This is a genomic window from Pseudomonas weihenstephanensis (genome assembly GCF_001043055.1).
Taxonomy (GTDB): domain Bacteria; phylum Pseudomonadota; class Gammaproteobacteria; order Pseudomonadales; family Pseudomonadaceae; genus Aquipseudomonas; species Aquipseudomonas weihenstephanensis.
In genome coordinates this window covers 357,665-380,124 of sequence record NZ_JYLF01000005.1, presented here as the reverse complement: position 1 = coordinate 380,124, position 22,460 = coordinate 357,665, and the positions used below count along the sequence as shown (strand labels likewise).

Genomic DNA, 22,460 nt, shown 5'->3' with positions numbered 1-22,460 from the left:
CCCTCCTTGTCTTTCCACACGCGGAGGACTTGTCATGAACATCATCGCTACCTGCGGCCGTCAGCCCTGGAACAAAGGAAAACTAGTCGGGCAGAAAGCCCCACGCCGACTGAGAGGTATCTGGGCCATCCGAGTAAGGCTTCAAATTGCGGAAAGAACCCGGGATCTGCTCTCTTCGATCTGGCCATCGACAGTAAGCTTCGAGCCTGCGACTTAACCAAGCTCCGCGTGCGCGATGTCGCCCATGGCGAGCACGTATCATCACGAGCCATGGTGATGCAGCAAAAAACGCAGCGAGGACTGCCTTTTTTCTAGTCGGCTACCTACCTCAGACCATCTATCCACTCGTCAATACGCTCGTATCGTCAAAGGCGGGGTGAAAGCCGTAGGCCTTGATCCAGCCATGTATGGCACTCACACAATGAGACGTACGAAGGCATCACTTATCTATCGCTGAACGAAGAACCTACGGTACGGGCGGTTCAGTTGCTGCTCGGCCATACGAAGCTGGAGAGCACTGTTCGATTATGGGGATTGAGGTCGATGACGCCCTGGAGATGGCGGAACAGACTGAGGTTTGATCATGCATAGCGACGGTCGAAGTCAGGCCGTCGCTAACCGGCTATAAGCAGCCTCTCGAAGGTATCCACAAAACCTGGGGCTATTCAGGTAGGGCTGTTCGAGGCAAAAATACTCAACGCCGGCTGACAGCTCGATTTTTTCTAAATCATCCTGAAGGCTGCCTGAATCGTGAGGAGAAGCGCCACAAAACAGGCAGGCTCTACGCTTAGCAATTACTCAAAGGCTTGGGTGCCATTGGCTGCAATATCAGTAAAGTTTTTCAACGGAATAGACTTCTTCACCGTCAAGTTCTGCAGTTGGGCTAGGTCAAAGTCAACGTAGTTAATAGAGCCATAGCTGCGAATGTAGAACTTGAGTTGTTTCAAGTCAGACAACGCCGTCCACGAGGTATATTCAGTGGTGTAGAGCTCATCGCCGGTCACCCCGGGCGCGGCAATGTTCTCGACGCTTTCCGTGAAGCGATCATCAATGCTAATGCCGCGAGGGCGGTCAAAATTATTCATGATGTGGGCCAATGTCAGCACTGCTTCAGCGGGTGTTTTGGATTTTTCAGCAAACTGTGAGTAGTACACCGCACGTACAAAACGCCCTACTGAAGTGTTTGATGCCGGTAATGCTACCGTGGCAATGCCTGAGTCAGGCTGCTGTAAGCGAACACCATTCAAGGTCAAGGTTGAGTGATCTTTGTTACTTAAGAAGGTGTAGTTATTCAGGTTAGTTTGGTGCCACTGGAACTCAGGCCCATTGGTCATCACCCCTAACGGGTTGTCGATGATGTTTTGTTTGCCGTTTGCAAACTCAATCACGATGGATGCACCGGTTGCATCATGCAAAGTGTAGTGGAAAGGGGTTTTCATCAACCCCAAAGGCAGAAGCGCTGTGACCAACACAGGCTGTTTGCTCAGCGCAGCTTTCACCTCTGCCACTGATTTAAAGTTGGACAACGTCCATGCTCCCAAGTCGATGGCAGCCAACACAGCCTGGGTTTTATCTAGCATGTCACGTGGCCCTTCTGTGCTGGCAAATGCTAACAAGCTAAAGCTCATGCCAGCTTCGTTAAGGCCCTCCACGACTTTTAAATCGGCGCTGATAGGATCAGGTACCGTCAGCGAGATAAACGCGTATTTCGACTGATACTTTAACTCCGGCTGCTTTTTCACCATCGAATTAAAAGAACTGCCTGATGGGTAATAGCTCACCTCATAAGGCAGCGGCATCGGCAACTCCATCGTGCGCCCAGCGTACGAGGCGCCATTGTCATCTTGATACAGCAACGACGTACAAGCTTGCGCGACGTTGGGCGTAATAAGTAAGCCGATCATGGCGGCAACGCCATATTTCTTCCATAGAATGGCGGATTTGTTCATTGTGTAGTCCTTTACGAAGAGTTCAGTTAAAAGTAGCACAAGGCTACGGTTATTTGTCTGACAAGTCGGTTTGGAGAAAATTTTCACAGCAGACCGGAGTAACCATGGCCTTGAAAGTACTGTCAGCTTGTCATATCCCTTACAGAGCCGACGTTTTTACTTGAGCTAGCTGAGTGTACGACGAGTTGACGTCAGCGATCAGCCGGTCCTCTGTCCAGCGCGTCGGCGAGCGATATGCTTCCATCTAGGTAACTTGCTCTATACCAGCGATAAGGACGATTATTCTTGGCAGAGAGAGATCAATTCAGGACGATGTTTTTCATTGAATCCTGCCGTTTAGATCTGCTCACAGCTATCGATGACAGGACTCATCATTTCTCCAATTTGTTGCCAATCAGTTTTCATGCGAACTCCTTTTCAATGCTCACTTTCAGCAGGATACGTTGAGCGTCTTCTCTGGACAGATGAAAGGCAGCTTCTGGCCGATTTCAGACCTTCGTGAGAGGCAGCTTTCGGCCAAAAGCAGCCAGTCAAAAGCGTCTAGGAAATCAGGGACTATTCCTATACACCAGAAGTCCGTCCCCTCTACCCAGCTTTGCGCAATGCATTGGTAACCAGTGTAAAGGCGGGTGATGGTTGTCGACGGCTGGGGTAATACAAATAGTAGCCAGAGAACGGTGGGCACCAATCTTCCAGTACCCGCTCCAGCCTCCCTTCGCGCAGGTGCGGCTCAAACTCCTCTTCTGGCAGGTACGCAATGCCTAGCCCGGTCAAGGCCGCATCCACGATATGGCTCGACGTGTTGAAAATGAGTTGGCCGTCTACGCGCACGTTTACCTGCTTGCCTCGCTGCTCAAAGTCCCACACATAGAGCCCGCCAGATGTCTGCATACGCTGGTTGATACAGCGATGGTTCATCAGGTCGCGCGGGTTTTCGGGAATACCACGGCTGGCAAAGTAGCCTGGCACAGCGACAGCAGCCATCCGCAATGGCGGGCCTATCGGGACTGCGATCATGTCTTTGTCGATCGTGTCACCCAGGCGCACGCCTGCATCAAAACGATCCGCCACAATGTCCCTGAATCCGTAACTCACGTCGAACTCAACGTTGATGTCCGGGTATTCGTGGAGCAGGGCAGTGAGCTTGGGCAGTAACGTGGTGCGCAGAACATGATCGCCGCAGGTGATACGTACGGTGCCCGCAGGCTTGTCGCGCATTAGCGTCAGGTTTTCCAGTTCCGCCTCGATCTCATCGAAGCGATTACCGATCGCTTGTAACAGCCGCTCGCCCGCGACAGTCGGCGAGACGCTGCGGGTGGTGCGCGTCAGTAGCCTGATTTGCAGGCGCGCTTCCAGACCACTGATGGCTTGGCTCAGTGCCGACTGGGTAACGCCCAGTACCCCGGCGGCACGGGTGAAGCTGCCTTCGCGCGCCACTGTTACGAATGAAAGCAGATCGTTGAGGTTTCCTCTGACCATGGTATGCAGCACCTTTCACAGCTATTAATTAGCTGAGCTTATAGCCCTGTTAAGTATTCATTAGCTAGTCGCGTGAGTATTCGTTCGTCACCATTGCCGGTATGAATACGATTAACCGCAAGGTCCCGATGGCCACTGTTTCAACCAACAACGAGGCTCCTGCCTACTGGAGCGGTGTCTTTGCAATGACACTGTGTGTTTTCGCCCTGATCGCTTCTGAATTCATGCCTGTCAGCCTGCTGACACCGATGGCCGTTGATCTTCAGGTTAGCGAAGGGATGGCCGGCCAAGGCATTACGATTTCCGGGGCATTTGCCTTACTGACCAGCCTGTCGATCTCGTGGCTTGCCAGAACCCTCGATCGCAAGCTGCTGTTGTTGGCACTGGCCGGGTTGATGGCTGTCTCGGGCTTGATCGTCGGGCTGGCACCCGACTATCAAACGTACATGGTCGGCCGTGCGCTCATCGGTGTGGTCATTGGCGGTTTCTGGACGATGTCCGCGGCGACGGCCATGCGCTTGGTACCCGCCCCGCAGGTGCCGAAGGCGTTGGCCATCTTCAACGGCGGTAACGCGCTGGCTATCGTAATTGCCGCACCGCTGGGCAGTTATCTGGGCTCCATTATTGGCTGGCGCGGGGCTTTTTTCTGTGTGGTACCCGTCGCGGCGATTGCTCTCGTCTGGATGCTCATCAGCCTGCCGCCCATGCCGGTGGAACCGCGTAAACCAGGCGCCGGAAATGTGTTCAAACTGTTCAAGAATCGACCAGTGGCGCTGGGCATGGTCGGTTGCGGAGCCTTCTTCATGGGGCAGTTTGCGCTATTTACCTACCTGCGGCCCTTCCTTGAAACGGTAACGCGCGTCGATGTATCCACGTTGTCGTTGATCTTGCTGGTGATCGGTGCGGCAGGCTTTATCGGTACCCTGATCATCGGCCGCGTTCTGAGGCGCAGCCTGTTCCAGACATTGATAGTCATTCCGGTCTTGATGGCCTTGATCGCTCTGGCACTGATCCCTTTTGGCCATTCGATCATCGTTGTTGCTGCGCTGCTGGGCTTTTGGGGGCTGTTGGCGACTGCGGCCCCGGTGGGCTGGTGGAGTTGGATCGCACAGGCCATGCCAAATAATGCCGAGGCTGGCGGCGGCCTGATGGTCGCCGTGATTCAACTGTCCATTGCTCTGGGCTCAACCGTGGGTGGAATGCTGTTCGATAGTCACGGCTATCAGAGCACGTTTGTCGCTAGTGCAATCGTGCTGCTGCTGGGTGCAGCGGTGACCGTACTAACGTCACACGCGACCCCCTCTCGAACCGCTTGAACCACGCAACGATCCTGGAGACGGGTTATGACCGGGAGCATTCACTCCGCCGCAAATGCCGAGCAGCGCGAAGGCAGGGGCATGCGGCCATTTCGTTGGCCTAGCGTGCTGTATTCAGCACTCGTGCTTGGCAGTTACATCCTAATGAATGATGCCGCGTCGGCGTCATCGATCACGGAGAAATCTCCCATGTGGATGACCGTCGGCGAACAACGCTTCGCCATCACCTTGGCCGACAACGCAGCCGCTCGTGCGTTTGCCATGCTCCTGCCACTGACGCTGGAGATGAGCGACCTCAACAGTAATGAAAAATACGCCAGCCTGCCTGAAGCCCTGCCCACTAATGCGACCAAACCGGGGAAAATCCATACGGGTGATCTGATGCTGTATGGCGCGGACACGCTAGTTGTTTTCTATTCGACCTTTAAATCGACTTACCCATACACCCGCCTTGGACGTGTGGAAGACAACACGAACCTGGCACAAGTGGTAGGCCGACATACCGTGAAAGTGACGTTCTCCCAAAACTGACTACTCTGCATCGATAAGGATTCCAATGAAAAAGCTTATTGTTTTATTAACGCTTTTTGTCAGTTCACTCTCAGCAATAGGAGCCGATATGTCCAACGACGCAGATAACTTCTATACCAGCGACAAAGTGACCGTGCAAAAGGTCAATTTCAAAAACCAGTACCAAATGAACGTGTCAGGTAACCTCTTTATCCCCAAAAACCTCGACGCCAACACCAAAAGCCCTGCGATTGTTGTTGGCCACCCGATGGGTGCAGTCAAGGAGCAAAGCGCTAATTTGTACGCCACGAAAATGGCAGAAAACGGCTTCGTAACACTATCCCTAGATCTTTCATTCTGGGGCGAAAGCGAGGGGCTGCCACGCAATGCAGTATCGCCGGATATTTATGCCGAGGACTTCAGCGCAGCGATGGACTTTCTCGGCACCCGGCCTTTTATCGATAAAGAGCGGATAGGCGCACTCGGAATTTGCGGGAGCGGCAGCTTTGTTATCAGCGCGGCTAAGATCGATCCACGTATGAAAGCCATCGCAACGGTCAGCATGTACGACATGGGCGCAGCCAATCGTAATGGCTTGAAGCATGGACAGACGCTTGAGCAACGCAAAGAGATCATCACGCAGGCCGCACAGCAGCGGTATGTAGAATTCACGGGCGGTGAAACCCTCTACACCAGTGGCACGGTGCACCAACTGGACGAAAATACTCACCCGATCCAGCGAGAGTTCTATGATTTCTATCGCACGCCACGAGGCGAATACACGCCAGCGAGCTCGTCCAAAGCGTTGACCACACACCCGACGTTGACCAGCAACATCAAATTCATGAACTTCTACCCGTTCAATGACATTGAGACGATTTCACCTCGTCCGATGCTATTCATTGTCGGAGCCGATGCCCACTCCAGAGAGTTCAGCGAAGAAGCTTACAAACTTGCGGGTCAACCCAAGGAGCTCGTCATCATTCCTGGCGCTGGCCATGTTGACCTTTATGATCGCGTAGACCTCATTCCTTTTGACAAACTGGCGAGCTTTTTTCAAAGTAATTTGAAGTGATGATAGTGAGATCGAATTAACAACTTCGGCTTAAACAGTGTTTGTCTCACGTCCACTTCTGGCCGACTGCGGCCTGCCGTGATCGGCGGAAAACGGTCAGAAGCTGCCCCAGAGTCATATTCAACACATCAGCCATTTACCGAGGATCTAAACGAAAGACCGCAATCAGCAAGCCTATGCGAGCACTTGATAACGACTTTGTACAAATCCGTTATCACACGCTGATGAGTCAATCAGACATAAATTACGCTCCTCACCCAACTGGCTGAACAATGGAATTCCTTGGCCCAACAAAACTGGAATACGCGTGACAGTGATCTCGTTGATCAATCCCGCAGCGAGGAAAGACTGGATGGTCTGACCTCCGTCTATATAGAGATGCTTCAGACCTTGAGGCGCAAGCTGCGCCACGATAAGTACCGGATCGCCCGCTAACACATCGACATTGCCTCGCAGTTTTGGTGGTAGCGTGACCTCCCCCTGTGAGAGCACCACGACTCATGTGTTCTCATAGGGCCATTCAGGGCAGGCGTGTGCCGACAACATTCAGATGATTTTGTGATACAGATGGGATGAATTTGTCGGCAAGACGCCGGAAGAAGAGCTACAGGCCACGGCCCGCTTGAATTTCATATCGGAATGCAAATCCGCCTCTTACCTGCAGCCGTAATACCTCAGAGTTAAGCCTGACGACTGTATGAAAATACAACGCTAGGTTATTGATTTATATAGGCGGATTCAGCGAATTTAGGCTGTGATTGAATCGAAAAAAGCCTAAAGAAATCATGCGTTTAGCGACCGTATTTGATCACCTTGACATGGTAGGGGTCGTTGGTTCGAGTCCAATCGCGCCTACCAAACAAAATCCGCTCTGCTGGGCGGTCTAGAAGGGCTCACCGAAAGGTGGGCCCTTTTTTGTTGTCTGTGTTTGGGAAAACTTTCACCTTAAAGCGCCAAGTCAGCTCCCACCTCAAAGTGTCCAATCCTTTTTTCGACAGTGCTTCGTCATCATCAGGCGATAGGCTGATTTACAGGTTCAGGAAGTGGGCTGAGAAGGTTGTCGGAGGGTGTTTAGTTGGCGGCGCGCAGCGTACTTGTGCTTGCTTTTTGCAGGCCGGGATTGGTTGAATGCGCGCCTACCCGCCACGGATACGCCGCGCATGAGCGTTAAAAAATTTGAAAGTCCTGCAAGCAGATTAGGTTTTGTCGTTTTTTGTTTTTCTTCGGCGCTCTGTTTAGTCGCATTTGTAGTCACTTATGAATCATTTCATGATGTGAGTTTTTACAGGCTCGCCTATTTGATTTTCGACCGATCCGTTCATTGGCAGCAAACGGCATTCAAAATAGGCCTTGCCGGGGTTGTGGTGGGTGCTGCGTTGGCATGGGATTTCTTGTCGTTTGCGAAGCGCGTTTATGACTGGATTAAAAAAGGCTAGCCGCCATGAGTGATTGGTTTTGTGCAAGCTGAATTTAAATAACCCCGCCAGGCTAGATACCCTGACTGCACCATGCAGTCAGGGTGGTATGCAGCACGGCTTCAGGTGTATGTAATTTAAGCCGCTGATAAATGAGACAGCTTTTTGATTTGCGCGGTGATGTGTGTTGAAACCTCAGCGTCAAACCCGTATTCAATCAGGCAGTGCTTGAGGAACTTGATCTGATCTGCATAGACCGTTTGCGTTCTGTCTGAGGCGCGTTCTCTTTGATTGAGCACTTTTATTTTTTCAATGATTTCGATTGTCATTTCTTCAATAAAGTCCGCCGTCTCCTTGTATTGGCGCAGGTCGATTTCTTTTTTTACAAAGCTGTTGTAGTTGTCCTTGGCTGCAATATTAAGTGCATTGAGTGTCATTTCGTACTGTGCAACCAGCGTTTGTTCGGCTTGCTGAAGAAATTCATCCAATGAATAGCTCACTACGTAGCCGTAACGATAACTGCTCATGACCTGGTTATTGAAAAAGCCTCGCTCTTGGGTCACGTTACATGACACTGAGGCAAATATTCTTAATCCTTGACCAATCGGTATCGAACTAGTGGCTGTGCTGACTTGTACTTTACTTGATTTGCCGAACGAGTTAACGATGCCGGTCAGCAGGTTCAGGCAATTGGATGCAACCAATAAGCGCATATCATCCGTGATGCCACCCTCCTTGTTGATGCTTTCCACGTCAGGGGATGTTTCGACACCTTCTGGCAGCTTACCCACAGGACCCAGGATGCCTACCACGGCACTGGTAATCTGTTGGATGATAGCGTTGAGATTATCAAGGCTCCACGTGGCTGAGGTTTGAAAGTCAGAGTTTGCACCGTACACATAATCTGAGAACTTCCACTCTCTCTGGTTGTTGACGTAAAAACTTTTTTGCTCTTCTCTCAGAGTTTTTCCGGCTTCAGTTTGTTGAGCTTCGAGTTCTTTTTTTATTTCTTCAAGACGTTTTTCATTCTGCTTGCTCTGTTCCAAGAGCTTTTTAACACTGTTATTCATTCCCATGTCATAGCATCCTTGTTAGTAGGCTTGAGTGCCAAGGCCCAATAGCGAGCCGCACGCCATTCCTTGGCAAACAATAACGTAGCTCGTTTTTTTAGCCTGTAAAGGTGATATGTCTTTTTTTTGAAATAGTTAGGATTCGATAGGCGGTATTGATTTTTAAAGGGGGGTGGCTAGAATCCAAGCTTGTTCGCGGGTTGATAATGTCGCCTAAGTACCTTGGGAGGCGCTTTGCGCATTAATTTAGCTGAGAGGACAGATTTTAGTTATTTTGCAGGTCGAAATAACCGATGTTTTTAATGGTCGAAACAAATGGTATTACTTTTACGGCGTCGCTTTTTTTATAGTGTCGTCATTCAGGGTCAGTTCGAATTTGACCATCGTGTGGGCCAAGCCGGGTTCGGTTGTGGCGCTGACAAATCGATATTTGTATGGCTAAGGAATTCAACGGAATGAAACTATTGCGCACGACTCAAGGACTTGTTTTGATGTTGGCCGGTTTCTGCTCAGCACTGCCGGTAACTCATGCTTGCACACGTTTGGTGTACCTGGGGGACAACCAACAGGTAATAACCGCACGCTCGATGGACTGGGCAAATGATGTGGAAACCAATCTGTGGGTCTTCCCCAAGGGCATGCAGCGTCATGGTGCAGCGGGGGCTAACTCAGTCACATGGACGTCCAAATACGGCAGCGTTATAGCGTCGGGCTATGACATTTCTACGACGGACGGGGTCAATGAAGCGGGACTGTCGGCCAACCTGTTATGGTTGGTCGAATCGCAATATCCCGCTTTCGATAAAAATAAAGCCAGGCTGAGTGTCTCTGCGTGGGCTCAATACGTGTTGGATAATTTCAAAACGGTTGCAGAAGCGGTAACGGCACTCAAAAGTGAACCCTTCAATGTGATGCCTATCAACGTGCCTAACGAGGAGCGTTTGGCAACCTTGCATCTTTCAATGTCTGATGCCTCAGGCGACAGTGCGATTATCGAGTACATAGAGGGTAAGCAAGTGATCCACCATGACCGTGCTTATCAGGTCATGACCAACTCGCCTGTGTTTGAAAAGCAATTGGAGATGAATGCTTATTGGCAGGGGATTAATGGTACAGAAATGCTCCCTGGCACGAATCGCTCGCCTGATCGTTTCGCTCGCGCCTCTTTTTATGTCAATGCCGTGCCTAAATCCCAAACCCCGCAATTATCCCTGGCCAGTGTATTTAGCGTGATACGCAACGTATCGGTACCCTATGGCCTGACAACCCCCGGCGAGCCCAACATTTCGTCCACACGCTGGCGGTCTGTCATTGACCATAAGCAGAGCCTGTATTTTTTTGAGTCTGCCATCACGCCGAATACATTTTGGGTAGACCTTAAAAAGCTGGATTTGAGCCAGGCAACAGGCAAAGTGAAAAAGCTTGATCTTGGGCCTAATCAGAGCACGGTTTATTCCGGTGAAGTGTCCAGCCACTTTGAGCCGGCGGCGCCTTTCATATTTTCAGGCGAAGAATCAAGACGGGTTGCCTTGATTCGTTGATGAGTCTTGGTCTGCTATCCGCGTGGGCTTTCAGTCAGCACAGTTGGCCGCCTGTTTCTCGCACATCGTGCAGAGTATTCAGTGCGGCCGATACCGCCACGCGCAGGGCTTTTACCAAGGTGTCCAGGCTCATTGAAGATTGCGCTGATGCCGCCAAGGCTACTTGCTCAGTGAGCAGCGGGACATGCATGAAACCACTTCGCACCGTTGAACCTGCCAGCGAATGTTGCAGGCTGTAAAACACCTGATTGCAGACGAATGTACCGGCTGTATGCGAAACCGTGGCTGGAATGCCGGCTGCCCTGAGTGCAGCGACCATCGCTTTGATCGGCAGTGTGCTGAAGTAGGCTGTGGGGCCTTCAGCCGCGACGGGGATATCGACTGGCTGCTCACCCAGGTTGTCGGGGATTCTGGCGTCGATCAGGTTAATGGCCACCCGCTCCAGAGCAATATCAGAGCGGCCCGGCCCCAGCCCCACGGCAATGACCATTTGCGGAGTAAACCTCTCAATCAATGCGTGCAAGTGTGCAGGTGCCTGCGAAAACACGCAGGGCAACTGACGGGCAATAATACGGACGTCGTCGTTTATCAGCGTCTCATCCAGCAGGCGTACGGCTTCCCAGGATGGATTGAGGGTGTCTTGATCGAACGGTTCAAAACCTGTCAGCAGCACGGTACGCATAAACGCCTCACATCAGCAGATAAAGCAGGACGATATTAACCACCAGCATCAGCAAAGCCGTAGGCATTTGCGCCTTGATCACGGCGTATTTGTCCGGCAGTTCAAGCAGGGCCACCGGCACGACATTGAAGTTGGCCGCCATCGGCGTCATCAGTGTGCCGCAGTAGCCAGAGAACATACCGATCGCAGCCATGACAGCGGGGTTGGCATCGTAGATGCCGACTAATACCGGTACGCCGACGCCGCCGGTCATCACCGGGAATGCTGCAAAACCATTACCCATGATGACAGTGAACAGCGCCATGCCCAGGACGTACACCATCACGGCAATCAGACGGTAATCCATGTTGATGTAGGAAGTTGCGACATGTGCGACGGCAGTGCCCACACCCGCGTCGTTAAATAACAGGCCCAACATGGCCAACATTTGCGGCAGCACCATGGTCCAGCCGAGCGCTTCGGTCAGACGACGGGATTCGCGCAGGCTTTGCAGGGGCGTATCGCGGGTCAGGAGGCAAGCGAGAATCAGCGCGACGATGCAACCGAGGCCCAAGGAAACGAACGTCGTGTTTTTTGGGTCCAGCAGCGGAACGCCCGCAATCTGCATGTTTTTTAGCAGTACTGAGCCGATCACTGTGACCAATGGAATCGACAAGGCCGGGATGAACAATTTGTGGCCTAAGCGGCCTGCGCTCGCCCGGGCTGCCTTGACGTGCAGTTCCGCGTGGGTGCCGCGACCTACGCCGCCAATACCTGCGATGACCGCCATGACCAGTACGCCAACCCCGATCACAAATGGCGACAAGCGATCACCCATCAAAAAAGCGATGGCAAATAGCAACCAAAAAAGACTGCTGGTCCAGCGTTTTGGGTGGGTTCGGTCAGAGGCAATCATGCCAGCAGTAATCAGCAGCAGTACGCCTGCCAGCCAGTAGAAATACTCAATGGAAATGATCATTGCACGGCCTCCTGCGACATAGGCGCGGGGTGCGTTTGGAGGTCAGTCATCTTGCGCGTGAGCATTAAATCGAAGCGATAAAGGCGCAGGGCATGCACGATAAACGCGCAAATGGCAGTGGGGATTCCCCAGAAGGCGATGTGCAAGGGTTCTACGTCCAGCCCTGCACCCAGTAGGAAGGTGTGCATCAACGCAATTGCGCCAAACGCTACAAATACGTCTTCGCCAAAGAACAGACCCACGTTATCGGTGGCAGCACACATCGCCAGCACTTTATGGCGTAACGCTTCTGGCAGTTTGCCGAATGTGTTTTCTGCGGCACCTTCTGCCATAGGCGCCAACAGCGGGCGCACCATTTGCGGGTGGCCGCCCAGGCTGGTGAGGCCCACGGCTGCCGTCGTCTCGCGCACGAACAGGTACATGATCAGCAAGCGGCCAACGGTGGCCCGTTGAAATTTGGCGATCCAGTTTTGTGCGTGCAAGCGCAGTCCATGACGCTCCAGCAAGCCAATCACAGCCAGGGGGAGTAGCAGAATCAATTGTAGGGCGCGGGTCTCAAGAAAACCTTCGCCCATCAGGGAGATGATTTTTTCAAGAGGGAAATTTGCAGCCAGGCCGGTCACTATCGCCGCCAAGCTTACGACTAATAATGGATTGAAGCGCAGTACGAAGCCTACGACGATGACAAGCACGCCCAATAAGGGCCATAGATTGACGACGGTTTGCATGGGGGGTGAATCCCTTGACTGGTTGCCGCAGCGCCAGGGCAGGCTGGACGCGAGCAAGGCGAAAGCGGTCTGGCTCACTTTCGCAACATTGATACGCTGCCGGACTCAGCGTTTTTTTTATTGTTGACGCTCGGTATCAGAACGTCATTGGGCGATATCTTTGGTTGCTTTAAATACGGCGTCCAGTCAAAAAAAGTTGTCACCCCTGAACAATAAAGTTTGCTGAAACACTCACTTCTTCACGCTGGCTTGAGCTTGTTACAAGGGTTTACAGTGGCGGCCTTGTTTAGAGTGAACGGATAAGCCTGCATGAATATGCGATTTCTTCTGACATTTGTGTGGGTGGCGCGGCTAGGCAGTTTTCGACTGACAGCGGAGAAGCTTTCAAGCACTCAGGCGGCTATCTCCAGCCGGATATCAGTGCTTGAAAGCGAACTGGGGGTGCAGTTGTTCCAGCGTGATTCGCGAGGCGTAAGCCTGACGCGCGAGGGACATAACGTGCTGAGTTATGCCGAAGAAATGCTCGCGACCCAACAGCGCCTGCTTCAGTCATTAGGTAAAGCGGATACGTATTCGGGGCGATTACGCATCGGTGTGATGGACACGGTAATTCACAGTTGGTTGAGTGAACTCATCAATGCCCTGAGTCAGGACTATCCGCTCGTTGAAGTGGAGTTAACCGCTGATACGGCTCTGAATCTGAGTGAGCAGCTGCTCAAAGGACAGTTGGATCTGATTTTCCAGACAGATTTATTACGCGCGGATGGCGTGCGTAATGTGCACCTTGCCAGCTACCCCTTGAGTTGGGTGGTGGCAAAGGGCACTGCGTTGGACCGTCCTTATGAAGGTTTGGGGGATCTCTGCCAAGAGCGATTGTTGACCTTTTCCCGGCTGTCACGGCCGCATCAGGATGTGCTCAATTATTTGCATCAGCAGGGCATCTCGGCACCACGTATCAGTTGCATCAACTCGGTGGCAGCCATCATCAAGCTGGTTGCCGATGGCTTCGGGATAGGCGTGTTGCCCCCTGTGCTGGTGAGTCGGGAACTGCAAAGCGCAGCTATGATCGCGTTACCGATAAAGCCTGCGCCCGGCTTTGCGGTGTATGTCAGTTGGCGCGCGGGGGCTGGCCTGGAGTTAAACGAGGCAGTGGTGAACTTGGCCAGAAGCGTGGTGGCGGAGTATCAACGTACGGCCTCACCGGGCCATTTTGTGCTCCCAGACGCGCCCGGGTAGTACAGAGATCAATCTGATCCGTATTTTTATGGCTTACCTGCGCCTGTATTGCAGCTCACAATCGGCAGAAAATTACACCCAGTCCTGATAGGTCAAATGAGCTTTGGACCTTGAACGATGCAGGCAGGTCGTCAGTTCTTGCTCGGTTTCTGGTTTACGACACACTTACGGTAGGCACTGATATGGCTAAGATGGGTTGGTTTTTGGGCGGTTTTCTGGTGTTAACCATTGGTATCGGTATTCTCGCGACCATTCCCCCGGGTTGATGACCAGAAGACAAGAGGCCAGCTGTTTACACAGCGGCCTTTTCTGTTTTAAGACCTGAGCCGCTTTATGTACAACGCTCCATGGCCTGATCAATATCAGCCAGTAAGTCCTCAACATCCTCCAGACCGATTGCCAATCGCACCAAACCTTCAGAAATGTCGTGCCGGGCGCGTTCTTCTTGCGTGTAAGCCGAGTGCGTCATGCTCGCGGGGTGCTGCGCCAGCGATTCAGCACCGCCCAAGCTGACAGCGCGGCTGATCAGCTGTAGCGCATTCATGAAGCGGCGGCCAGCCTCTAACCCCCCCTTGAGTTCGAAAGCAATCATCCCGCCGGGTTTTTTCATTTGGCGCGAGGCCAATGCATATTGCGCGAATGAAGGTAGGCCGGGGTAAAACACTGACTCGACAGCCGGGTGGTTCTCCAGATACTGCGCAATCAGTTGAGCACTGCTGCAATGGCGATCCATGCGCAATGCCAGGGTCTTGAGTCCGCGCATCAGTAGATAAGCATCGTGGGGTGACAGCACCGCACCGGTCAGGTCCTTTAACCCTTGCAGGTGAATGCGATTAGCCAGCTCTTGGCGTGCGACGACAATGCCGGCGGTGATGTCGCTGTGCCCGCTCAGGTATTTGGTGGCCGAGTGCACGACAATATCGGCCCCCATTTCCAGTGGGCGCTGCAAGTACGGCGTGCAGTATGTATTGTCGATGACGACGGTGATGTCGGGATGGCTGTGTGCAAGGCTTGATACCGCAGCGATATCCACCAGTTGCATATTCGGATTGGCGGGTGTTTCAAAATAGATCATGCGGGTTGATGGGGTGATTGCAGCTTCAAGTTCCACCAGGTTTGCCATATCGACGTGTTTGACGTTGATCCCGAACTCACCAATGCCGTGATGCAGCAGGGCGAACGTGCAGCCATACAGTGTGCGGCTCACGATCAGTTCGTCACCGGGCCTGAGTAATGTCCAGAACGTAGTGGCAATAGCGCCCATCCCTGAGCTGAACGCTACGCCTGCCTCGCCATTTTCCAGTGTGGCCAACCGCGATTCGAGCAGGGCCAGCGTAGGGTTGGAGATGCGCGTATAAAAATGCCCGCTTTCTTGCCCGGCAAAACAGGCGGCACCATATTCGGTGGACGCAAAGGCGAAGGTGGAAGTGAGATAAATGTGAGGTATCAGGGCACCGTTATTCTCAAGCGCGTTGTAACCGTGATGGATCGCTCTTGTAGAAAAGCCGAACTCATTTTTTTTGTCGTTCATGCTGGACTCTCCGATATTTCCTACAATGCTATGCTCAAATTCAACGGTATAAATTCCAAATTGACGTAGCGATTTGAGCATTATTGGAACAAAAGCCAGCCACGATGATGTTTAGAGGCAAAGCATGCCCAGCGCCCTGGATAGAACCGACAAGGCCTTACTCGCCGCCCTGCAAAGTAATGCACGCTTAACCGTGGCGGAGCTGGCAGAGAGGGTTTCACTGACGACATCACCTTGCTGGAGACGCGTGAAGCATCTTGAAGAGCAAGGCCTGATTACGGGTTATCAAGCGATTCTTTCACCCAAGGAATTGGGCTACGGTGTCACAGCGTTTGTCAGTGTGATGATGGCTTCGCATTCGCAGGACATGGCCAGACATTTTGAACAGTGCTTACTGGGTATTCCGGAAATTATTGCGTGTCACAACGTCTCGGGCCGTTATGATTTTTTATTGGAAGTAGTGGCCAAGGACCTTGAGTCATTCGGGGAGTTTACTCGGGAAGTGCTGCAAGCATTACCCGCAGTCAAAGAGATTTATTCAAGTTTTTCATTCAAGTCTGTAAAGCCTCTGCGTGTTATACCTATTGCCCGCTGAGGCCAACGGTATGTATTCGATCAAGAAGTCGACCTTGTAACTGTATGGGTTGTTCGGTGTGCGCCGGGTGATGCTTGAACTGCATCGCCTGTTCGATGATGGGGGGCACTTAATACCGGGGTCCCAGTATTAATTTATTTTGGGTGATTGGTCGTACAGCCGTTTTCATAGGCGTAAGAAAAGCGCGTTTCGAAATGGATGATGTGTTCATTCAGGGCGTAAGAAGAGCGGGCTTCGAACATTGATTTCTTGACGTCATCGTCGATTAATATGTCGCCTCGCAAGTGCGGGGCTGCCTGAAATTGGACGGCATCTACGCGAACCTCAAGGTCGCTGTCACTTAGCCTGGGTGTAAATGAACCTGCAAAAGCATTGTGTCGAGATGAAATAAAGTCAAGGGACTGGCCTGACGTATTAATGAAGTGCACATCGATACATATTGTATCAAGCTGTGGACTGGCCATTATCCAGTCCCTTCTTGGGGATGGCTGCGTTTAATTGACACACGCTGAGTGGGCACGCGAGGCATGTTAAGGCTTAAGTTTTTATACGTCTGGAAGGAAATTTGTCCAGGGGCGTTAGGGGCGACTGTCAGTAATGTCCAAGAAGTAAGTAGGGGATGTCTAATAATGGTTCATGTGCGCCTGCTAAAAGGCATAGAGTGCTTCACTTTTAATTTAAATAATTAAAAGGTGGTCTTATGTTGACCCGTGAAGTCATGTTGCAGTTGTTCCCGAAAAGTATGCCGTTCATAGATGAATATTTACCCGCTGTACAAGCAGTGACGGCTCAGCGCTTGATCAGTACTCCTCGTCGTTTAGCGGCTTTTCTAGCGCAGGTGGGTCATGAAAGTGCCGGTTTTACACTGCTTCTAGAGAATCTCAACTACAGTGCGGCAGGTCTCGCCGCTACATGGGGCTCGCGATTCGCTGAAAAGAATTCAGCCGGTCAGTACATCACTGTCATGGAGGGTGGTCGTGCACGTCGAGTCCCCAACAGTGAAGCGCAAAAGCTGCACCGCAGGCCTGAAGCCATTGCCAACAGGGTCTACAGCGACCGTCTGGGTAATGGCACCGAAGCCTCAGGAGAGGGCTGGCTGTATCGCGGCAGAGGGCTGATTCAAATGACCGGCAAACTGAATTATCGACAGTGCAGCCTGGGTTTGTTTTGCGATGAGCGACTGATCGCAACGCCACACTTATTGGAGCAATGGCGCTGGGCCGTTGAGTCGGCGGGGTGGTATTGGCATTCGCGCAATATAAACGTTCTGGCAGACGGTGATGATTTCGAGCAGGTGACCAAAGCGGTTAATGGCGGGCTCAATGGTCACGCGCAGCGCGTCGCGTTGTATCAGCAGGCGCTGGGCTTGTTAGGCACTGCTTAGCAGGCGTTATCGGGCGAAGACGGAGCAAATTGAGACATTGGCGCGGATACGTGCGAGAGGTTGAAGGCAAAGTGCCTTTATCAGGCCATAATGCCGGGCATCTCACTCACTTTGCAGGAGCCATATAGCCGTGATGTTTGAAATAAAACCGATGAACCCGGACGTTTATCGTCAGCAAACCCGACGCAGTACGCTGTATATCGCGCTGATTTTTGCGTTGCTGGCGCTGTTGGTGTCCGGTGTGGCGGTGATGGTGGCGGGTGAGCCTGGAGGGGATAATTTTCGCTTGAACCTGGCGGGGGTGATTGCGGCATTGATCGTGACCATCGTGCTGGTGCGCTATGTGTTTTGGTCACAGCCGTGGATGGCGCAGGCGGTGTACGGCTGGCAGCTCAAGCGCAGCTTGATGCGGGTAACCAATGTCATGCATTACGTGACGGCCGGCGTAATGGCAGGGGATGTCAGCGCCCTGAAGCTGTTACGGTTTTATCACTTGGGAATTACCCAAATGTACCAACTGGACGCTAATTCCAGTGCGTTGAGCCAGATGGTCAAGGAGATCGATTTGCATAAAACGCGGTTGCAAGCGTTGGGCATTGAAACCGAACAGACTCGTCTGGACCCTGCCTGGCTTGAGGCGGTAAAAAACTTCACCCCCATGAAGTGAGTGTGAATGGCCAGCCAGGCAGTGGAGGCGCTGTATGTAGTACGCCTCTTACCTGGCAAGCCCGCAGGGGCTGAGGGTTAGCTCACCACCCGATAACACGGTACATACGCTGCGCCACCTGGCAGCTTCATGCGGTGTTGTTCGACAAACGCTTGTAGCAGTTTATCCAGCGGTTTCATCACGGCGGCGTCGCCGTGGATCTCGTAGGGACCGTGCTGCTCGATCAGATGAATGCCTTTCTCTTTTACGTTACCGGCCACAATCCCGGAGAACGCTTGACGCAAATTAATCGCCAGTTCGTGGGGCGGCAAGTCGCGGCGCAGTTGCAGGCTGGCCATGTTGGCGTGCGTGGGATCGAACGGGCGCTGAAAACCTTCGTCAATTTTCAACAGCCAATTGAAGTGGAAGGCGTCATTGCGTTCGCGACGGAACTGTTTGACGGCCTTGAGCCCTGTGGTCATATGGCGGGCCACTTCGGCCGGATTGTCGATGATGATCTGGTAATGCGTCTGTGCGGTTGCCCCCAGCGTCGCGCCGACAAATTCATGCAGTTGTTGCAGGTACGGCTCGGCTTCTTTAGGGCCAGTCAAAATCACCGGGAACGGTATGTCGCGGTTGTCCGGGTGCATCAAGATTCCGAGCAAATACAGAAACTCTTCGGCCGTACCTGCGCCGCCAGGAAAGATGATGATGCCGTGACCGACCCGTACAAACGCTTCAAGGCGTTTTTCGATGTCAGGCAAAATCACCAGCTCGTTGACGATAGGGTTTGGGGCTTCAGCGGCAATGATGCCAGGCTCGGTCAGCCCCAAGTAGCGCCCGCCAGTTAAGCGTTGCTTGGCGTGGGAAATCGTTGCGCCTTTCATCGGCCCCTTCATGACGCCTGGCCCGCAACCGGTGCAGATGTCGAGAAGGCGCAACCCCAGCTCGTGTCCGACCTTTTTGGTGTACTTGTACTCTTCGGTGTTGATCGAGTGACCACCCCAGCACACCACGATTTTGGGCTCGACCCCAGGGCGTAAGGTGCGCGCATTGCGCAGCAGGTGGAACACGTAGTCGGTGATGCCGGCTGAGTGGCTCAGGTCCATGCGCGGGCTGTCCAGCCCACTTTGGGTGTAAACAATGTCGCGCAAGGCGCTGAACAGCATTTCACGTGTGCTGGCGATCATTTCACCATCAACAAACGCATCGGCGGGCGCATTGAGCAACTCAAGGCGTACCCCCCGGTCTTGTTGATGGATGCGTACGTCGAAGTCTTTGTAGGCTTCAAGGATGGTTTTGGCATTGTCGACGTGGGCCCCGGTATTGAGGATGGCCAGCACGCATTGACGGAACAGTGTGTAACTGCTGCCTGAGCCGACTTCACTCAGTTGTTGCACTTCACGTTGCGATAAAGTCTCCAGGCTGCCTTTGGGGCTGACCGAAGCATTGATGACGTGTCTTTGGACCATGGATGACTTCCTTGAGCGGGTCGAAAAATTACTTGATGCAGCGAGAACATTCATATCAGCCGGGTGCATCTTAAGTGCAAGAGGTTCGAATTCTTGCGGCGATGGGTGGAGATCCTGACTTAAAGGTCGCTAATCACCGGCCGGGCACTACAGTAACACCGCAGACTCATAAGAGCAGAGCGGTGCAATTGGACACAGGTGAACTCAATCGCCGCGGCTCTGTCTGAGGTAACCTGCTGCTCAGTGAGGGCAGGTGTTTGACCTCGAGTGTCATAAGGAAGTTTTAATGATTATTACCACGACCAACCGTATTGAAGGTCGCCAGATTACTGACTATCTGGGTGTGGTCAGTGCCGAGTCGGTTCACGGCATTAATTTTGTGCGGGATTTTTTCACCGGCATGCGCGACTTCTTTGGTGGGCGCTCGCAAACGCTGGAGCGCGCGCTTAAAGAGGCACGTGCCGAGGTGACGGCTGAAATTCGTGAGCGGGCGGGTGCGTTGCGCGCGGATGCCGTCGTTGGGGTGAATTTTGAAATCAGCATGCCGTCAGGGCGTGGTGGCATGTTGGTGGTATTTGCAACGGGTACTGCCGTGCGATTGAACTGAGGCTCGGCTGAGCCGATCGCAATCATCAAGAAGTGGTGTTTTTTATCAAAAGGAGCGTTCTCGATGAGTCAATTATTAAGCCGCGTGGTGTTGGGTTTGGCGCTGGCGGGTTTCGTGGCTGGTGTGTCTGCTGAAAGCCGGTTACCGGACTTGACGACCCAGGCGCCTTACAAAAAAGCTTATGCAGGCATGTTGGCATATCCCGATTGGGTGAGCACGGGGCAGGGTACGGCGGCACCGGTTGAAAAGGTAGTGGTGGACGGTAAAACCTACACGGTTGGCCAGATGTGCAAACCTCATGACTGCGCAGACAACCAACTCAATGTGGTGTTCAGCCCTGACGCAAAACACGCGTGGGGTCTATTGTCAGTCCGCGCAGAGAATGCCGAGGCGTTTGACCAGCAATACCTTGGCATGCCGGATGAAACGATCAAAAAGCTGCTGAAAAAATCTTTTGCAGACAACAATCCAACGGATTGAGGTGTTGCTAAAAAGCTCGACCGCCCCGAAGGCGGTCGACTGTCGTGTGCTCTGCAAGCCCTTACAGGGCAGGCTTAAACCGATTTGTTCAGGTCAGTTTTGGACAGTGCATCCTGAAGCTTTTGTTCTTGCTCGGGCGACAGGGAGGTGCGCAATACTTTGCCTTTGAAGTTTGAGTCTTCAAGTTCTTTCAAGACTTTTTCTGGCTGAAATTTACGCAATAACACGAACAAAGCCGAGGAGTTGTTCGGGATGGTTTCGCTCAGCGACTTGATGAAGTCGTCGTCAATCCCGTAATCGCTCAACGATCCTGACAGTGCGCCGGTGCCAGCACCCAAGGCACCGCCGATGGCAAAGCCTGCCAGCGGGTTGAGAAACAACAGTCCCACCAGCGCCCCCCAAAGCCCCCCTGTAACCAGGCCCGAGGTCGCGCCCAGTGCGGTCAGATTGACGCTCTGCTTGATATGAACCTTGCCTTCTTCGTTACGTACAACAATGACGGCGTCTTCCAGTTCGACCAAATGCTCTTTGCTCAGTGACACCATCTTGGTCAAGGCGCGGTCAGCTTTCTCGGTATCGTCAAATCCCACTACGATCAAATCAGACATGTCTTTCATCCCTTGACTGTACAGTTCAAGCCCGCAAAGGGCTGAACACAAAAGTTGGCCTCAAGGCGTGACTGCATAATTAACACCTTGTTACACAGCGAGTCAGGTTGAGTACAGACGCTGCGAGCAATGAGCGTGGTCGCAGACATTGAAACCGTCAAGTCGATCGGCGGTTCAGTTTGTCGCAGGGGAGGGGGAACTGGGGGGTTAGGGTGTTTGCCAGCAAGCACAATCAATAAGAGGAGGGCTGGCTGAGCAGCCCTTACGCTCACTCCAAGGGCTGATACCTCGGAGTTTTATTACTGGTCGTTCTTGTCTGATGCTGTCAAACCGGCCTGAATGCGCTGGTAGATTTCTTCACGGTGGACGGCGACATCTTTCGGTGCATTGATGCCGATCCGGACCTGTTGGCCGCTGACACCTAAAATAGTGATCGTAATATCGTCACCGATGTTTATGCTTTCACCAACTTTGCGGGTGAGTATCAGCATTTTTTTCTCCTTGATGGCTTTGTAAGGCACGTCTCTGAGACGGTGCGGCTTCGGTCATGGCTACAGAATACTGCTAAGTGCATATAAATGCGCCGCTCATTACAGACGTCATAGCCACAGGGTTAATTCCCTGTGCGAGGGAAACTCTCGTGTATGAGCCTTAGATAAGGGCGGATTGGATTTGTTCAAGGAGAGCAAAGGCCGCTGCCCCAGTGATAAAATCGACCCACTCAAACAGATAGGGGAAACGCAGTGCGTAAAGTCATCGTGATGACAGCAATATTGGCCTTGACGGCTTGCGGTCAGGAGTCTAACGATAAAATTCAACGGGCTAAAGCTGCTTCTGAAACATCGACGGTTCAAGCGCCCATTGCCCAATGGGCGGTTGAAGTGAAATTGGGTAAAACTCAGGCGCTCAGTGACCTGACGGCAAGACTGCTTGAGCATGGTTTCAGCTCTTATATTTATGTGGATGAAGGTGTTCAGCATGTGCTGTTGGGCCCGTTCAACACGCAAGAACAGGCCCAAGAGAAGCTGACGCGGCTAACCACCAAGCTCGACAATCTTGAAGCCGCAGTGATTGAACTGCCCCCTGGCAAACCGGCCCATTAAGCAGTCAAAGCGGCGTTAGCTGCCTAAGCGTAGCGCCAACCGGCGCTATTGGAGGGGGTTGGAGCATTATTTTTG

General features: G+C 52.6%; 24 protein-coding genes and 1 pseudogene. 13 read left to right on the top strand and 12 right to left on the bottom strand.

Annotated elements, in window-relative coordinates; all coding sequences use genetic code 11:
• Positions 1-34: 34 nt before the first annotated feature.
• Positions 35-581, top strand: a pseudogene (locus TU86_RS23310) (tyrosine-type recombinase/integrase).
• A gap of 213 nt (positions 582-794) precedes the next feature.
• Here the strand turns inward: TU86_RS23310 and TU86_RS14835 are convergent.
• Together TU86_RS14835 and TU86_RS14830 are read right to left on the bottom strand one after the other, a co-directional pair.
• Complete coding sequence (locus tag TU86_RS14835) at positions 795-1,949, bottom strand: linear amide C-N hydrolase (RefSeq protein ID WP_082149393.1); 1,155 nt, start codon at positions 1,947-1,949, stop codon at positions 795-797.
• 585 nt (positions 1,950-2,534) lie between these two features.
• On the bottom strand, positions 2,535-3,428 hold the full coding sequence (locus TU86_RS14830) for a LysR family transcriptional regulator (protein WP_048365058.1): 894 nt from the start codon (positions 3,426-3,428) through the stop codon (positions 2,535-2,537).
• A gap of 128 nt (positions 3,429-3,556) precedes the next feature.
• Between TU86_RS14830 and TU86_RS14825 the strand changes: the two genes are divergently transcribed.
• Genes TU86_RS14825 through TU86_RS14815 form a run of 3 tightly spaced genes read left to right on the top strand, consistent with a single transcriptional unit; the run spans position 3,557 to position 6,329 of the window.
• A complete protein-coding gene (locus TU86_RS14825) occupies positions 3,557-4,744 on the top strand; it encodes an MFS transporter (RefSeq protein ID WP_048365057.1) in 1,188 nt (395 codons plus the stop codon).
• 27 nt (positions 4,745-4,771) lie between these two features.
• On the top strand, positions 4,772-5,275 hold the full coding sequence (locus TU86_RS14820; protein ID WP_082152895.1) for a cyclophilin-like fold protein: 504 nt from the start codon (positions 4,772-4,774) through the stop codon (positions 5,273-5,275).
• Positions 5,276-5,300: 25 nt separating this feature from the next.
• Positions 5,301-6,329 (top strand): alpha/beta hydrolase, encoded by a 1,029-nt coding sequence (locus TU86_RS14815; RefSeq protein WP_048365056.1) that lies wholly within the window; start codon positions 5,301-5,303, stop codon positions 6,327-6,329.
• A gap of 174 nt (positions 6,330-6,503) precedes the next feature.
• Here the strand turns inward: TU86_RS14815 and TU86_RS14810 are convergent, their stop codons facing one another.
• Positions 6,504-6,821, bottom strand: a complete 318-nt coding sequence (locus tag TU86_RS14810) for a dihydrofolate reductase family protein (RefSeq protein WP_053076035.1) — start codon at positions 6,819-6,821, stop codon at positions 6,504-6,506.
• Positions 6,822-7,489: 668 nt separating this feature from the next.
• Here TU86_RS14810 and TU86_RS22920 point away from each other — a divergent pair.
• Complete coding sequence (locus TU86_RS22920) at positions 7,490-7,765, top strand: hypothetical protein (protein WP_048401787.1); 276 nt, start codon at positions 7,490-7,492, stop codon at positions 7,763-7,765.
• 116 nt (positions 7,766-7,881) lie between these two features.
• Here TU86_RS22920 and TU86_RS14805 read toward each other — a convergent pair whose 3' ends face one another.
• Positions 7,882-8,820 carry a hypothetical protein gene (locus TU86_RS14805; RefSeq protein WP_157395911.1) on the bottom strand — a complete coding sequence of 313 codons (939 nt, stop codon included), beginning with the start codon at positions 8,818-8,820 and terminating at the stop codon, positions 7,882-7,884.
• A gap of 449 nt (positions 8,821-9,269) precedes the next feature.
• On the opposite strand from TU86_RS14805, the gene TU86_RS14800 reads away from it, so the two are divergent.
• Positions 9,270-10,355 carry a linear amide C-N hydrolase gene (locus TU86_RS14800; RefSeq protein ID WP_048365054.1) on the top strand — a complete coding sequence of 362 codons (1,086 nt, stop codon included), beginning with the start codon at positions 9,270-9,272 and terminating at the stop codon, positions 10,353-10,355.
• Positions 10,356-10,389: 34 nt separating this feature from the next.
• On the opposite strand, the gene pcp is transcribed toward TU86_RS14800, so the two are convergent.
• The 3 genes from pcp to TU86_RS14785 are packed head-to-tail and all read right to left on the bottom strand — an operon-like array spanning position 10,390 to position 12,723.
• Complete coding sequence (gene pcp, locus TU86_RS14795) at positions 10,390-11,037, bottom strand: pyroglutamyl-peptidase I (protein WP_048365053.1); 648 nt, start codon at positions 11,035-11,037, stop codon at positions 10,390-10,392.
• A gap of 7 nt (positions 11,038-11,044) precedes the next feature.
• The gene (locus tag TU86_RS14790; RefSeq protein WP_048365052.1) at positions 11,045-11,995 is read right to left on the bottom strand and encodes a DUF979 domain-containing protein; all 951 of its coding nucleotides are present in this window, start codon (positions 11,993-11,995) and stop codon (positions 11,045-11,047) included.
• Positions 11,992-12,723, bottom strand: coding sequence for a DUF969 domain-containing protein (locus TU86_RS14785; protein WP_048365051.1), 732 nt, complete (start codon positions 12,721-12,723; stop codon positions 11,992-11,994). Before TU86_RS14785 ends, TU86_RS14790 begins: the two co-directional genes overlap by 4 nt.
• Positions 12,724-13,032: 309 nt before the next feature.
• On the opposite strand from TU86_RS14785, the gene TU86_RS14780 reads away from it, so the two are divergent.
• A complete protein-coding gene (locus TU86_RS14780) occupies positions 13,033-13,959 on the top strand; it encodes a LysR family transcriptional regulator (RefSeq protein ID WP_048365050.1) in 927 nt (308 codons plus the stop codon).
• 331 nt (positions 13,960-14,290) lie between these two features.
• Here the strand turns inward: TU86_RS14780 and TU86_RS14775 are convergent, their stop codons facing one another.
• A complete protein-coding gene (locus TU86_RS14775) occupies positions 14,291-15,490 on the bottom strand; it encodes a methionine gamma-lyase (protein ID WP_048365049.1) in 1,200 nt (399 codons plus the stop codon).
• 124 nt (positions 15,491-15,614) lie between these two features.
• Between TU86_RS14775 and TU86_RS14770 the strand changes: the two genes are divergently transcribed.
• Complete coding sequence (locus TU86_RS14770) at positions 15,615-16,085, top strand: Lrp/AsnC family transcriptional regulator (RefSeq protein WP_048365048.1); 471 nt, start codon at positions 15,615-15,617, stop codon at positions 16,083-16,085.
• A gap of 134 nt (positions 16,086-16,219) precedes the next feature.
• On the opposite strand, the gene TU86_RS14765 is transcribed toward TU86_RS14770, so the two are convergent.
• Positions 16,220-16,549: a hypothetical protein gene (locus TU86_RS14765; protein WP_048365047.1), complete on the bottom strand. Its 330-nt coding sequence runs from the start codon at positions 16,547-16,549 to the stop codon at positions 16,220-16,222.
• A 236-nt stretch (positions 16,550-16,785) separates the two neighbouring features.
• On the opposite strand from TU86_RS14765, the gene TU86_RS14760 reads away from it, so the two are divergent.
• Positions 16,786-17,469 (top strand): glycoside hydrolase family 19 protein, encoded by a 684-nt coding sequence (locus TU86_RS14760; protein ID WP_048365046.1) that lies wholly within the window; start codon positions 16,786-16,788, stop codon positions 17,467-17,469.
• Positions 17,470-17,602: 133 nt separating this feature from the next.
• Complete coding sequence (locus TU86_RS14755; protein ID WP_048365045.1) at positions 17,603-18,136, top strand: DUF3087 family protein; 534 nt, start codon at positions 17,603-17,605, stop codon at positions 18,134-18,136.
• Positions 18,137-18,213: 77 nt separating this feature from the next.
• Here the strand turns inward: TU86_RS14755 and ppnN are convergent, their stop codons facing one another.
• The gene (ppnN, locus tag TU86_RS14750) at positions 18,214-19,587 is read right to left on the bottom strand and encodes a nucleotide 5'-monophosphate nucleosidase PpnN (protein ID WP_048365044.1); all 1,374 of its coding nucleotides are present in this window, start codon (positions 19,585-19,587) and stop codon (positions 18,214-18,216) included.
• Between the two features lie 286 nt (positions 19,588-19,873).
• On the opposite strand from ppnN, the gene TU86_RS14745 reads away from it, so the two are divergent.
• Together TU86_RS14745 and TU86_RS14740 are read left to right on the top strand one after the other, a co-directional pair.
• Entirely contained in the window at positions 19,874-20,194 is a 321-nt protein-coding gene (locus TU86_RS14745; protein WP_048365043.1) for a YbjQ family protein, read from the top strand.
• A gap of 63 nt (positions 20,195-20,257) precedes the next feature.
• Positions 20,258-20,674: an Ivy family c-type lysozyme inhibitor gene (locus tag TU86_RS14740; RefSeq protein WP_048365042.1), complete on the top strand. Its 417-nt coding sequence runs from the start codon at positions 20,258-20,260 to the stop codon at positions 20,672-20,674.
• Positions 20,675-20,748: 74 nt separating this feature from the next.
• On the opposite strand, the gene TU86_RS14735 is transcribed toward TU86_RS14740, so the two are convergent.
• Positions 20,749-21,282, bottom strand: a complete 534-nt coding sequence (locus tag TU86_RS14735) for a DUF1269 domain-containing protein (protein ID WP_048365114.1) — start codon at positions 21,280-21,282, stop codon at positions 20,749-20,751.
• Between the two features lie 299 nt (positions 21,283-21,581).
• Positions 21,582-21,773, bottom strand: coding sequence for a carbon storage regulator CsrA (gene csrA / locus TU86_RS14730; protein WP_048365041.1), 192 nt, complete (start codon positions 21,771-21,773; stop codon positions 21,582-21,584).
• A gap of 252 nt (positions 21,774-22,025) precedes the next feature.
• On the opposite strand from csrA, the gene TU86_RS14725 reads away from it, so the two are divergent.
• The gene (locus TU86_RS14725) at positions 22,026-22,385 is read left to right on the top strand and encodes a hypothetical protein (protein WP_048365040.1); all 360 of its coding nucleotides are present in this window, start codon (positions 22,026-22,028) and stop codon (positions 22,383-22,385) included.
• Positions 22,386-22,460 lie beyond the last annotated feature (75 nt).

Bases quoted from the DNA above. Each gene is read 5' to 3' on its own strand.
- TU86_RS14835 (WP_082149393.1), bottom strand. From the start codon at position 1,949: ATGAACAAATCCGCCATTCTATGGAAGAAATATGGCGTTGCCGCCATG.
- TU86_RS14830 (WP_048365058.1), bottom strand. From the start codon at position 3,428: ATGGTCAGAGGAAACCTCAACGATCTGCTTTCATTCGTAACAGTGGCG.
- TU86_RS14825 (WP_048365057.1), top strand. From the start codon at position 3,557: ATGGCCACTGTTTCAACCAACAACGAGGCTCCTGCCTACTGGAGCGGT.
- TU86_RS14820 (WP_082152895.1), top strand. From the start codon at position 4,772: ATGACCGGGAGCATTCACTCCGCCGCAAATGCCGAGCAGCGCGAAGGC.
- TU86_RS14815 (WP_048365056.1), top strand. From the start codon at position 5,301: ATGAAAAAGCTTATTGTTTTATTAACGCTTTTTGTCAGTTCACTCTCA.
- TU86_RS22920 (WP_048401787.1), top strand. From the start codon at position 7,490: ATGAGCGTTAAAAAATTTGAAAGTCCTGCAAGCAGATTAGGTTTTGTC.
- TU86_RS14805 (WP_157395911.1), bottom strand. From the start codon at position 8,820: ATGGGAATGAATAACAGTGTTAAAAAGCTCTTGGAACAGAGCAAGCAG.
- TU86_RS14800 (WP_048365054.1), top strand. From the start codon at position 9,270: ATGAAACTATTGCGCACGACTCAAGGACTTGTTTTGATGTTGGCCGGT.
- pcp (WP_048365053.1), bottom strand. From the start codon at position 11,037: ATGCGTACCGTGCTGCTGACAGGTTTTGAACCGTTCGATCAAGACACC.
- TU86_RS14790 (WP_048365052.1), bottom strand. From the start codon at position 11,995: ATGATCATTTCCATTGAGTATTTCTACTGGCTGGCAGGCGTACTGCTG.
- TU86_RS14785 (WP_048365051.1), bottom strand. From the start codon at position 12,723: ATGCAAACCGTCGTCAATCTATGGCCCTTATTGGGCGTGCTTGTCATC.
- TU86_RS14780 (WP_048365050.1), top strand. From the start codon at position 13,033: ATGAATATGCGATTTCTTCTGACATTTGTGTGGGTGGCGCGGCTAGGC.
- TU86_RS14775 (WP_048365049.1), bottom strand. From the start codon at position 15,490: ATGAACGACAAAAAAAATGAGTTCGGCTTTTCTACAAGAGCGATCCAT.
- TU86_RS14770 (WP_048365048.1), top strand. From the start codon at position 15,615: ATGCCCAGCGCCCTGGATAGAACCGACAAGGCCTTACTCGCCGCCCTG.
- TU86_RS14765 (WP_048365047.1), bottom strand. From the start codon at position 16,549: ATGGCCAGTCCACAGCTTGATACAATATGTATCGATGTGCACTTCATT.
- TU86_RS14760 (WP_048365046.1), top strand. From the start codon at position 16,786: ATGTTGACCCGTGAAGTCATGTTGCAGTTGTTCCCGAAAAGTATGCCG.
- TU86_RS14755 (WP_048365045.1), top strand. From the start codon at position 17,603: ATGTTTGAAATAAAACCGATGAACCCGGACGTTTATCGTCAGCAAACC.
- ppnN (WP_048365044.1), bottom strand. From the start codon at position 19,587: ATGGTCCAAAGACACGTCATCAATGCTTCGGTCAGCCCCAAAGGCAGC.
- TU86_RS14745 (WP_048365043.1), top strand. From the start codon at position 19,874: ATGATTATTACCACGACCAACCGTATTGAAGGTCGCCAGATTACTGAC.
- TU86_RS14740 (WP_048365042.1), top strand. From the start codon at position 20,258: ATGAGTCAATTATTAAGCCGCGTGGTGTTGGGTTTGGCGCTGGCGGGT.
- TU86_RS14735 (WP_048365114.1), bottom strand. From the start codon at position 21,282: ATGTCTGATTTGATCGTAGTGGGATTTGACGATACCGAGAAAGCTGAC.
- csrA (WP_048365041.1), bottom strand. From the start codon at position 21,773: ATGCTGATACTCACCCGCAAAGTTGGTGAAAGCATAAACATCGGTGAC.